This window comes from Brasilonema octagenarum UFV-OR1, assembly GCF_963888615.1.
Classification (GTDB): domain Bacteria; phylum Cyanobacteriota; class Cyanobacteriia; order Cyanobacteriales; family Nostocaceae; genus Brasilonema; species Brasilonema sennae.
The window spans coordinates 21,541-33,703 of the sequence record NZ_CAWPKW010000319.1 but is presented as its reverse complement, the minus strand read 5'-3'; the positions used below and the strand labels follow the sequence as shown (position 1 = coordinate 33,703).

The following is a 12,163-nucleotide window of genomic DNA, read 5'->3' as shown; positions in this document are numbered from 1 at the left end:
ATGGCAATCCGCCACGTCCGGTGATGGTGAAAGTACTACCAAAACCTTTTATACACGGATTTTGGGCCACTTGCTGTGCGGCGTCTGTAACAGTTTCTGTCAATTCAAATAATCCCTGACTGGGGTCAATTTCGGGTGTGTTAAATTGCACAATCCCATTGAACTGCTGGCCAGCTTCAGAAATGGCGGTGATTTTACTGTCTGGGGAACGAAATATACCTTGAGCGGTGATGAAGATTCTCCCGCCAAAGCCTTTTTCCGCATTAGCAGTGATACTGGTATCATCTAGGGCAACTAAGTTGTCAGTGTTAATCCTGATATTACCTCCACCGGCTGTGCCTTGGGCGTTTGTGGTGATGTTGCTGTTGTTACGCAAAATGAAGTCGCCAGAATTCAGGCTAATGTCCCCCTGTCCCCCTTTGGTGTTGGCGTCAATAGATGCTTGGTTGTCCAGCCGGATGTCTTTAGCGGTTGTAACTGTAATGTTGCCTGCTGCACCACTGCCAGCATTACTGGTAGAGACTGTACCGCCATTAGTTAGAGAGAGCGATCGCGCAGTGATGTTAACTCCTCCAGCATTACCCACGCCTGATGATCCAACAGTGCTATAAAATCCACTTTTGTTTCCGTTCGTAAACTGACCATCTGCTGAGATATTGCCAGTTGCATTAACGGTGACACTCCCGCCATTTCCCTTTCCGGAGGTGCTGGCAGAGACTTGTGAGCCATTGGTTAGAGAAAAATTGTTGGTTTGTATTTGGATATCACCTCCATTACCATTGCCCAAGTTTTGTGTCTTCACACCTGTTGCGTTGAGATCAAACAGATCTGCGACTGTAATTTTGATTTCTCCACCGTTACCTGTGCCACTTGCCGTTGTATTGCTAGAAATCGCTGAGTTTTTCGCTCTTAAAGAATTTGCACGAATATTAATTTTCCCAGCGTCACCTTGACCATAGGTGCTTGTTTGTATACCTACACCTCTTCCTGATTCCAACGTACCTGCCACGGTAATGTTGATTTCTCCACCCTTGCCTCTGCTATTTTCCTGCGCTTGGCTACTAACACCTACTCCTTCTTGAAGCCGAAACGAACCTGCGGTGATATTAATTTTTCCAGCGTCACCTCTGCCATAGGTGTTAGTAGTTATATTTGTCCCTTTGATCGTAAGAGAGTCTGCAATATTAAAGTTGATTTCTCCCCCAAAACCACTGTTAAACGCACGGCTATTGATACCCGAATTTTCAATCTGCAAAGAATTTGCATTAATGTTAATTTTGCCAGCATTACCCGTGCCAGATGAGTCTGCTGTGATACCTGCTGTGTTAACTACCAATGGACCTTTGACACTCATATTGATGTCTCCGGCAAGACCAGTGCTATTTCCTATTGTTATGCTTACGAAGGCTGAGCCGCCTCCAATCTCCAAAGAATTTGCACCAATGTTAATGTCTCCAGCTTTACCACTGCCCCATGTCTGAATGCTTACACCACTCTGATTCTGAAATTTGATGTTATTGGCATCCAGTTTAATTTGTGCGCCGTTCCCTGAACTGAAGGTGTTAGATAAGGCACTGGCTCGATTGAAAATTATAGAGTCGCCAACAATCCTAATTTCTCCCCCATTTTTATCGCCAAGGGTATCAGATAATAGAAATGATTCAGAATTTAAATTGATATTCTTACCAACGATCGCAATAGAACCGCCGCCATCTCCAGTCACATTCACGAACGATTTGTTAGAAAACTCAATGTCTCTCAAACTGGGGGTACCTTCATAACCCAAGGATAAGCCTTGTTCTTGTGGGAGTATCCTCACAACTTGGTTGCTATCGAAACTACCGATTTCAATACGTCCGCCTTTGGATCTAAGTACACCACGGTTAACAGAAACATTTCCTCCTACCAGCGCTAGGGTTTTTCCAGGTTCGACTTGTAACCCTGTAACGTTGGAGTCGAATTTGTCACGGGGTCCCGCCTTGGCATTATAGACAAGTTCGTTCCCTGGTCCTTGTACTTGAATTGCTCCAGGATTATTCCGAAATCCCAACCCAATCGGAACATTGATACTTAACAATGGGGGTGCTTGCGGGTTAGTAGCACTAAACTCAAACCCATTGTCAAATAGCAAACTATTCGCCGTACTCCCCAAAAATGAACCACCAATTCTCAAGCTAGCATTTGGTCCAAAAATAATCCCATTGGGATTGAGTAAAAATAAGTTCGCCTTCCCCAGTGCTGTAATCGCACCATCAATATTAGAAACAGAACCACCTGTGACTCGACCGATGATGTTTAGGACATCAGCTGCATTGTTGAAGTTAGCCGAACCACCTGCAGGTACAGAAAATTCTTTGAAGCTGTGAAAAAGGTTTCCTCCCCTTCTTGTCCCATCATTGATGGTGAAGTTTTTGCCGTCAGGAGTCGTGACGGTGGTGGATACAGTTCCATCAGGAGTGACTTGTTGAGTGACTTGTTGTGCTGTGGCTGTATCTACAAAAGTTAAACTCCCTATGGCGCATAGGGGTAAGGTGAGTAAAAACAGGGATATCTTTTTCATAGGAAATGCGTTTTTTATAAACACTTGTGTACACTCTCATCTGAGTGCAGTCCATCTGTAAGGTGGGCATTGTTTATCTTGCATTTACGTTTGTCATTGATAGACACAACCCTACCCTACTACTGCCTAATGACTTCTATCTGACTGCAGCACAACTACTAGCAGGTGTTTGCGGTTGACGTTGTGGGCCAGTTTTGGTGGGATCATAACCAACCAAGACCACCTGACCTTTTTCGTTATATATCCAACCCTGTGCTGGTATTATGCGCTTGACAGTTGGCTGTTGAGATGGTTTCTTTTCTGTTGCAGTTGTTGAACTTACTGTACTAGTAACAGGCTTAATTAAATCAACACGCACATTATTACTACTGAGGACTTTTTGGGGATCAGTTGGAAGTCCGCCACGTCCGGTGATTGTAAAGCTGCTTCCTACACCTCTTTGACAGGGGTTTTGGGCAACCTGCTGTGCGGCGTCTGTGACAATTTCTGGGAATTCAAATAACCCTTTAGTGGGGTCAGTTTCTGGTGTGTTAAATTGCACAGTGCCATTAAACTGCGAGCCAGCTTCAGAAATGGCGGTGATATCACTGTCTGGGGAACGAAATATACCTTGAGCTGTGATGAAGATTCTCCCCCCAAAGCCTTTTTCTGCATTGGCGGTAATATTGCTATCTTCTAGGGCAACTAAGTTGCCAGTGTTAATTCTGATGTCGCCTCCATCAGCTTTGCCTGTGGCGTTAGTGGTGATGCTGCTGTTGCGGCGCAAGATTAAGTCACGGGCGTTTAGGCTAATGTTGCCCTCTCCGTTTTTGGTATTGGCTTGAATAGATGCTTTGTTGTCCAGGCGGATGTCATTAGCGGTTGTAACTTTTATGTTGCCTGCGGTACCGTTGCTGAAATTCGTGCTAGAAAGTCTACCGCCATTGGTTAGAAAGAGCGATCGCGCGGTGATATCAATGCCACCTGCGTTGCCCACGCCTCCTACTTCCACATTACTGAAGATACCACTGCGCGGGAAAATACCATTGGCTGCAGGTCTGCCACTCACTCCCGCAATCGTGATACCGTTGCGAATATCAAGCTTGACATTTCCGGCATTGCCATTTCCTGCTGGAGTTGTTCCTGAGCCACTACGGACAAAAGCATTCAATTGACCCCCATTTGTCAACTCGAGTGAGCCTGCAGTAATGTTGATTTCGCCGCCGTTGCCCTCACCTCCTGCTTCTACGTTACTGAAGGCTGCACTGGGGTTTCCGTTGATTGGATTCACTCCAGAAAAAGAAACTGTATCCCTGGCAGAAATCCTTATATTACCTCCATTGCCCTGTCCATAGGTGCTGCCACTAAGTTGAGCACCTTCAGTAAGTGAGAGCGTGCTAGCTGTAATATCGATGTTGCCACTTCTGAGAGCACGAGATCCCGGGTTTACATTATTCTCGATTCTGCTTTGATTTATTTTTATGTCTCCAGTAGCGTTAAGCCTAATATCTCCAGCAATTGTGTTAACTGTTCCCGAATTTGCAGCTATGCCAGCAGTCAATAAACTTTCGTTGGAAATATCTATATTTCGAGCGTTGATAGTAATACTTCCACCAGTTTGGTCGTTAGTAATGACATTTATGCCAGCTCCTAGATCATCAATTCCATTTCCTTTACCAAGAAAAACGTCTGCTCGCGCAACATTTGCAGGGAAGTTAAAATTGTTGTCCGTAAAATTCAGTCCAACCGTTCATTCGGCTGCCAAACCTCCCAATAAGACTTGACCTCCCGAAGCGTTCAAAACGCCACCTTCTAAACTGACATTGCCACCCACTAAAGCTAGGGTCTTTCCTGGATTCACTGCAAGAGTTGGGTTAGAAAAACTGCGAGTTGCACCATCTGTCCCCTCAGATTGACCAGAACCCTGTACGCGAATTGGTTGGGGATTATTCCGAAATCCCAACCCAATCGGAACATTGATTGTTAACAATGGCGGTGCTTGCGGGTTAGTCGCACTAAACTCAAAATTATTATCAAATAAAAAACTATTCGCTGTAGTCCCAAAAAATGAACCACCGATATTTAAGCTGGCATTTGGTCCAAAAATGATCCCGGCTGGATTGAGTAAAAATAAGTTTGCCTTGCCCAGTGTTCTAATCAAACCATCAATATTAGAAACAGAACCACCCGTCACCCGACCGATGATGTTTAGCACATCAGCTGCATTATTAAAGTTAGCCGAACCACCTGTGGGTACAGAAAATTCTTTGAAGCTGTGAAAAAGGTTTCCTTCTCTTCTTGTCCCATCATTGATGGTGAAATTTCTGCCATCAGGAGTGGTAACTGTCGTGGATACAGTTCCATCAGGAGTGACTTGTTGAGTCACTTGTTGTGCTGTGGCTGTATCTAGAAAAGTTAAAGTCCCTATGGCGCATAGGGGTAAGGTGAATAAAATTAGTCGATGCCAACCCTGTTTCATCATGATCTCCAAATGTAAATTTAACTTACGTTTTCTGATGCAGATCTTGACAAATGTCACTTTTTCTAATAATGACCACTGTATAATTGTTTAAAGTACTATCTTCAGGAGTACAGCATGGCGTACTTCGACCGTGTCATGATTATCCTTCTAAAAAGGACTGTAATTGATTGAGAAATACAAACCTTGCTCTTGCAACGTTCGATCCCTAGAATTCACATCAGTTAGCGGGATACCGTAGTCAATGCGAGCATCCAATTTATCATCCATCTGCCATCGCAAACCCAAACCCACACCAATCAAAGTATTGGGATCAAGAACTGGATTCGGACGACCTCTGATGGAATTATTCCAGCCAACGCCAAAATCAACAAAGGGTATGAGTTGTAAAACTCCTTTGACTTCTTCTACCCGCAGAATAGGAAATCTCACTTCTGCGGAAGCAAAAAAGCCGTTATCTACCAAAAACTCATCCTGCCTATAACCCCGGACGCTTTGTATACCACCGACGCTAATTTGCTCTAAGGGTACTAAGGCTCTTGTTGCTAATTGTAGATCAGAACGTAACACCAGTAAGGTGTCTCGTGCTAATTGTCGTATATACTGTCCTTGTCCACGCCAGGAGAAAAACCGACTATCAGGAGTTGTGCCATTAGTAGTGGCGTCAAAAAACCCTACTCCCAGAGTAAACTGAGAGCGAAAACCAAAGACTTGTTGGGAATTGCGCTGTGTATATTCCTGAATAAATCGCAGTGCTGAGATGCGGGTTTCTCCATTCTTGTCGGCTCCTAAATTCTGGAAGACATCACCTCTTCCCAAAAGTGTCGTCTTACTTTGCTCTCTAGAAAAAGTTAAACCCAGCGCCAATTCCTGAGTTGGAGATTGGAAGATTGGCTGACGAAAACCAACATCAATATAAAAAGAGTCACCTATAATATCAATGCGGTCAAATGGTGGCTCAACGATGGTGGTGTCTGTAAATCCACCTGCCACATTCAGTGTGCCATTGCGAGGATTCACTGGCAGAGCATAGCTGAGATCCAGGGCATTACTTCCATCAGTATTAGTGTATGTTGCACCAAAGCTATCGCCCAAGCCGAAGACATTGCCTTCGGTGATACGGAGACCTCGTCGGAAACTACCGACACTAGGAGCACGACCATTATCGACAAACAATTCTGTCCTAAAGGAGTCTGCTTCTACGATCCTGACTTCCACTAAATTCTGGTCTGAACGTGATCCCGTAGACAAATCAGCAGAAATATTTTTAATCAAAGGGTTAAGCTGTAAGAGTTGCAGTGCTTCTAACAGGCGAAATCGGTTCAACGGTGTAGAGGTAGCAAGTGCTATGCGACTGCGTATGTAGTCTGGGTTCAACCGTCGCGTACCTGTGACCTTAATCTCTTCTACTCCACCTTCAATAATCTGAATTTTGATAACTGCTCCCTGTTGAGGAAGAGGTTGTTGGTCGTCAACATTAATCACAGCAGCAGAATTCACATAGCCAGCATCTGTGTAAAGCTTCGTGATTTCAGTTTCTACTTGCAGCAATTCAGCAAAGGTGATTGCTCTACCGGTAAATTTCTTCGTTATCTCACGTAACTTTTCCTTGCTAAAGATCTTTTTTTTGTTACCTACAATTTCAAACTCTTTAACGGTAAGAGTTCCAGGTACGCCAGGACGCGATTCTGGAGGGAAAGGTGTTGTGGGAGGTGTTGATGGAGTGACATCCAGTGGAATTTGCGGTGATGGTTCTGGAGTCGGAATTGGTTGTGGAGCTGGTAGTGGTGGTTCTGGAGTGATAGGATTTGGAACCTGAGATAGAATAGCTGTTGAGCCTATACTTTTAGGACTGCTTTTTGGACTATCAGTCGAAATCTGAAATTTAGGAGGTAAAACTTCGCTCTTATAACCCTCATTTATCAACTTCTGGGCAGAAGCTTTATATTGAGGTAAAAAAAAGCACATATTTATCAGCAATGCTACAGCTAAATTGAGATTACCAAACCCAAGCTGCCCGCCTCGATTCATATTATTGGCTCCTCACACGAAATTTTCGTTGCCATGATATAACTATGTAGCATTAAAATATAAAACACTAGTTATGATGATTTAAAATTTATTTAGCACATTGGTTGTTTATTTCTACTAAAGGCATAATAAAATTTTACTAAGTGCCGTAGCTCAAATCCTTGTATAAGCCATAAGTTATGAAGTAGAAGATAAATAGAAAGTAAAGATAAAGTAAAAGGTTTCTTTTTACCTTTGATTAAAAAATAATTAGGTCACGATTCCTTAACCTGATTGTTTTTTGTGTAAAGAGTAAAAGCATACAGTCAAAGTGTTGTCGTGTTAGTTCAGGAGGTATAAGGAGATTCACCAAAATCCAAGATTGTATAGGAAGGTTATTATTCGTTAACAGATGCACATATTCTTAATTCTGTCTACCAGGTTTTGTTACATAGACATTATTCAAAAACTCAAAACTTAATGATATGAAGACAACAAGGGGAAAAAAAATATTGGGTGGACGCTACAAGATTGTCAGAGAAATAGCTCGAGGGGGTTTTGGTATAACCTATCTTGCTGAAGATACTCAGGCATCCAATTCTCCGTGTGTCATTAAAAAACTCGACCCTCAGAATGCTGATATTGAAACAGCAAAAATATTATTTAAAAGAGAGGCAAACGCTCTTTTTCATTTACTACAACAAAACCAACAAATTCCAAAATATTTTGATTACTTTGAGGAAGAGGAAAGTTATTATTTAGTTCAAGAATATATAGAAGGTAAATCATTGCAGAATCTGCTTGATAACAAATGGCCTAGGGACAGGGTTATTACTTTTATACGAGAAATACTGGAAATTTTGAGATATCTCCATCGAATAAATATTATTCATCGTGATGTCAAACCTTCTAACATCATGCTCAGGAAGGAAGATAGTAAATTTGTCTTGATTGATTTTGGTGCGGTAAAACAATTAGATCCTAGATATCCATCACCTCAGCAACAGTTATATACAACTCAAACCATGATTGGCACTCCTGGATATGCTCCACGAGAACAATTGGCAGGAAAACCAGGCTATAACAGCGACATATATGGTTTAGGGATGACAGCAATTCAGCTGTTGACGGGAATACACCCAAAACATTTAAGACGTGATATTCAAGACCAAATAATATGGTCTGATGAGTTTAATGTCGATCATTTGTTAGCTTCCATTTTAACAAAAATGGTTGACTCAAACCCTGATGAGCGTTATCAATATGTAGACGAAATTTTCCGAGATCTTGAACAAATAACAGTTGTCAATGAACATATTAATTACAACGATTTTACAACGAATACAGAAATTGAGTCGTCACAATTATCTGAGTTCACGGCAAGACCATATGAATCAGGGAGTTTGTTCAAGCTATGGTACCTTTTGATTGCTCTAGGAGCAGCTGGAATTATCCTAATTGTCATAGAATTGATTAATCCATTTATCCGCCCTTTATATTACTTGCATCAAGGTGATACTTTCCTGAATTTACGTCAACCAGAAAAAGCTAATAACGAATTTCAAAAGGTTACAGACATCCAACCATATTCTGCTGAAGGTTGGAGAGGACGAGGAGATGCTCTTTTGAGCTCGGGACGCTTATTGGGAGCGTTAGGATATTATGAAAAAGCCCTCAATATTCAACCAAATTACATCAAAGCGTTAAATAACAAAGGGAAAGTTCTCTCTAAATTAGGGAGATATCAAGAAGCCCTAGATGCTCATGAAAAGGTACTAAGACAAAACGAGAATGATGTCGATGCTTGGAGTGGAAAAGGAGTAGCTTATTTTGGCTTAGGAAAGAAAAAAGAAGCAAAAGATGCCTTCGAGAAAATGAAGCAAATCAGACCAGACATACCATATGCTTGGCAGGAAATTGGTTTTGCAATAGAAATCGTAGAAGGTCCAAACGCAGCCAAGCCATACTTTGAAGAAGCGTTGGGAGCTTTTGAAGCTTTTCTCAAACAACATCCACAAGATCCAATTGCTTGGACTGATCAAGGCTTTATCTTGCAAAAGTTAATTCGTCCTCAAGATGCGCTTGTTTCTTATCAGAAAGCACTGGACGTCGATAAAAATTTCTATGAAGCTCTAATCGGTAAAGGCAATATCCTAAGTGGAGAAAACCCTCAAGAAGCTCTTCTAGCTTTTAATAGAGCCAGTGAAATTCGTCCGGATGCTTATCAACCTTGGTATGGTCGTGGAGTTTTACTAACACAGCGCTTTCAGAAGCATGAAGAAGCTTTACAATCATTAGACAAAGCGATCGCAAAAAAAAATGACTTCTCTCCTGCCTGGCTGTCCAAAGGAATAGCACTCTCAGAACTAAAACGCTACAATGAGGCACTGGCAGCATTAGACAAAGCTAAAGAGCTTCAACCAAAAGACAAATATGTTTGGGCTAATCGAGGAGATGTCTTACAGAGTTTAGGAAAAAAAGCAGAAGCACAAGAATCATATAATAAAGCCGTTGAACTTGGATTTCCTCGCGACCAATTACCCAAAAATTAAAAAAAACAATCTAGAATCCCAGCGTTAGTAGACTAGGATTGTTAACTTATTTGAGAGATTGTGGTCATGGGTAAAGACCGCGATCGCCAAGCGCTTGAGCCACACGACCAACACCCAGCGTGTAAGCTGCGAGTCTTAGAGGAATTTGCCTATGTAGTGATTGTTGCATAACTTGGCGGTATGCTTGCACCATTAACTGTTCCAATTCCTTATTAACGCGCTCTTCATCCCAAAAGACATAAGAAAGACCTTGTACCCACTCCAGATAACTTACAACAACACCGCCGGCATTTGCCAAGATATCTGGTAGCACCATCACACCTCTTGCCTCAAGTGCTTGGTTTGCCACGAGAGTCACTGGACCATTAGCCGCCTCTGCGATGATCTTAGCTTGTATTTGATTGGCATTATCTTCAGTAATCTGGTTTTCCAAAGCAGCGGGAATTAAGACATCGCAGGGCAAAGTTAGTAAGTCTGCGTTGCTAATTGGTGTTGCTTGCCCAAAACCAACAATACTCTTGCGGTTCTCGGCAGCATAAGCTTTTAAAGCTGGGATATCTAGACCATCTTCACAAAAAATTCCCCCAGAACCAGTCGAAACAGCTATCACTTTTGCTCCGGCTTCGTGTAGTAATAAAGCCGCTGCACTCCCAACATTGCCGAAACCTTGGATAGCTATTCTAGCTCCCACCAGTGACTGACCTTTGTCTGTCAGCGCCTCGCGGACAATAAACATAACACCGCGTCCAGTCGCCATTTCCCGTCCGCGCGAACCACCGATGGAAATGGGTTTACCAGTCACAACCCCAGGTACGGCGTGACCGACATTGACTGAGTAGGTATCCATCATCCAAGCCATTTCACGCGCAGAAGTTCCCATATCTGGTGCTGGGATGTCTACAGCAGGGCCGATATCTTTAATCAGTTCGCTAGTATAACGACGAGTAATGCGTTCTAATTCACCAACGCTGTAGAGTTTTGGATCTATGGCAATACCTCCTTTGGCACCACCATAAGGAATTCCCAAGAGTGCACATTTCCAAGTCATCAGCATTGCCAGGGCTGAAACTTCTCGCAGTGTCACGGCTGGGTGGTAACGAGTACCACCTTTGTAAGGACCTAAAATATCGCAGTGTTGTACCCGATGTCCAGCAAGAACTTGCACTTGTCCATTATCCCGTTTCACAGGAATCGAAACCGTGACAACTTTACGGGGATGACTGAGAACCTCCAAAATACCTTCGTCTAGCTGCAATTCTTTTGCCGCTGCTTCTAGGTAGCTACAGGCTTGGTCATATGGGCAAATATACGCTGGAGACTCCTGCTCCAACCGAGGTAGAGATGATGAAAGCATAACATTTTCTCCTCTTGGCAGTTAAGAAGTGCGAAGACTGTGAAAGCTTAGAGTTTTTCTGATTCGCAAAGATGCTGTGAATCAGATGTGTATGGCTAGCATAGCTTTATTTTCTCGAAAAAAACGGAATTTGGTAAATTTCGTTACAGTTTTACTTTTGCTTAGCTTGTATGCAACAATGCAAAGCAGAGAACATCATGTCAAGCTAAAAGTCGAACTGCTGCAACCAAAGTTTATACTAATTCTCAAAAGTAGTTAGCTGTGGGTGCACAGAGTATTGCGGATGAGGTGATTATTTTTTATCAAGTTATAGACTCACCACCATCAACACAGCTACTCTACTTTAGAAGAGGAATTTGTCGTGTTTAAGTCCTGGGTGCTGAGTCTATGTTGTTTACTGCTTTAGGTGTCAGTCCGCTACTAGGAAATTTGATAGCAACAGCGCTAACGTTTGTTTATGTGTTCGGGCTGGTAGCACTATTGAATATTTTTGTAACCAAGTTTGGACTACCGCAAGATATTAGCCGTAAAATTACGCATATTGGTGCTGGATCGGTTATTGGATTTTTGCCTCTTTACAGTGATTTACATTGGTCGAAGTATTTGAATGTGACGATTTTTGTGGTGTGGATAGTCCTTCTTGTATACAAAGGGCTATTTGCCCAACCAGATGATCAAGCTGTTAATACTATGACTCGCACGGGTGACAGGCGTGAACTCCTCAAAGGACCGCTTTATTTCGTTATTGTGGCAACTCTTTGCGGGACACTACTGTATAAAACTTTTCCTGGAATTGTCGCAATGACAACTCTTGGCTGGGGCGATGGTGTTGCACCGATCATTGGCTCGAAATATGGCAAACTCAAATACACAATTCTTAGTAACAAAAGCTGGGAAGGAAGCATTTCGATGTTTGTTTTCGCTTTCGCCGCCAGCGTCTTTTTTGTTTGGCTTATCATACCAAGTCAACTAAATATTATCAGGATTTTATTGCTGGCATTTATTGCCACAATAGTTGAAGGATGTAGTCCAAAAGAGATTGATAACATCCTCATTCCAGTGGCAGTTATTGTGGCAGCAAGTTTTGTTTAACTAATCCAAACTGTTTGGCTATGTAAACATAATTTACCTGCATAGGCGAAAAATTCAAGGATCTAAAAAACGTGATTGTGTCATTCCCTAGCAAAGCCAAGGAATGAATAGTTTAATTTTCATGATAAGAATAAATA

At 42.4% G+C, this 12,163-nt stretch carries 7 protein-coding genes; 2 read left to right on the top strand and 5 right to left on the bottom strand.

What is annotated here, in order from left to right; translation table 11 throughout:
• The 4 genes from AC5590_RS28570 to AC5590_RS28555 form a co-directional block, all read right to left on the bottom strand.
• Positions 1 to 2,560 (bottom strand): two-partner secretion domain-containing protein (locus AC5590_RS28570; protein WP_169266695.1); only part of this gene is annotated, 2,560 nt, incomplete at its 3' end.
• A 136-nt stretch (positions 2,561 to 2,696) separates the two neighbouring features.
• Entirely contained in the window at positions 2,697 to 4,100 is a 1,404-nt protein-coding gene (locus AC5590_RS28565; protein WP_248277300.1) for an autotransporter outer membrane beta-barrel domain-containing protein, read from the bottom strand.
• 189 nt (positions 4,101 to 4,289) lie between these two features.
• A complete protein-coding gene (locus AC5590_RS28560; RefSeq protein ID WP_248277299.1) occupies positions 4,290 to 5,021 on the bottom strand; it encodes a filamentous hemagglutinin N-terminal domain-containing protein in 732 nt (243 codons plus the stop codon).
• A gap of 147 nt (positions 5,022 to 5,168) precedes the next feature.
• On the bottom strand, positions 5,169 to 7,049 hold the full coding sequence (locus tag AC5590_RS28555) for a ShlB/FhaC/HecB family hemolysin secretion/activation protein (RefSeq protein ID WP_169266694.1): 1,881 nt from the start codon (positions 7,047 to 7,049) through the stop codon (positions 5,169 to 5,171).
• 491 nt (positions 7,050 to 7,540) lie between these two features.
• Between AC5590_RS28555 and AC5590_RS28550 the strand changes: the two genes are divergently transcribed.
• On the top strand, positions 7,541 to 9,580 hold the full coding sequence (locus tag AC5590_RS28550; RefSeq protein WP_318560242.1) for a tetratricopeptide repeat protein: 2,040 nt from the start codon (positions 7,541 to 7,543) through the stop codon (positions 9,578 to 9,580).
• Positions 9,581 to 9,644: 64 nt separating this feature from the next.
• Here the strand turns inward: AC5590_RS28550 and AC5590_RS28545 are convergent, their stop codons facing one another.
• A complete protein-coding gene (locus tag AC5590_RS28545; RefSeq protein ID WP_169266692.1) occupies positions 9,645 to 10,934 on the bottom strand; it encodes a Glu/Leu/Phe/Val family dehydrogenase in 1,290 nt (429 codons plus the stop codon).
• Between the two features lie 387 nt (positions 10,935 to 11,321).
• Between AC5590_RS28545 and AC5590_RS28540 the strand changes: the two genes are divergently transcribed.
• Complete coding sequence (locus AC5590_RS28540) at positions 11,322 to 12,026, top strand: diacylglycerol/polyprenol kinase family protein (protein WP_169266691.1); 705 nt, start codon at positions 11,322 to 11,324, stop codon at positions 12,024 to 12,026.
• The last annotated feature ends 137 nt before the right edge of the window (positions 12,027 to 12,163 follow it).

Coding starts and splice junctions, on each gene's coding strand:
- AC5590_RS28555 (WP_169266694.1), bottom strand. CDS start 7,049: ATGAATCGAGGCGGGCAGCTTGGGTTTGGTAATCTCAATTTAGCTGTA.
- AC5590_RS28540 (WP_169266691.1), top strand. CDS start 11,322: ATGTTGTTTACTGCTTTAGGTGTCAGTCCGCTACTAGGAAATTTGATA.
- AC5590_RS28545 (WP_169266692.1), bottom strand. CDS start 10,934: ATGCTTTCATCATCTCTACCTCGGTTGGAGCAGGAGTCTCCAGCGTAT.
- AC5590_RS28560 (WP_248277299.1), bottom strand. CDS start 5,021: ATGATGAAACAGGGTTGGCATCGACTAATTTTATTCACCTTACCCCTA.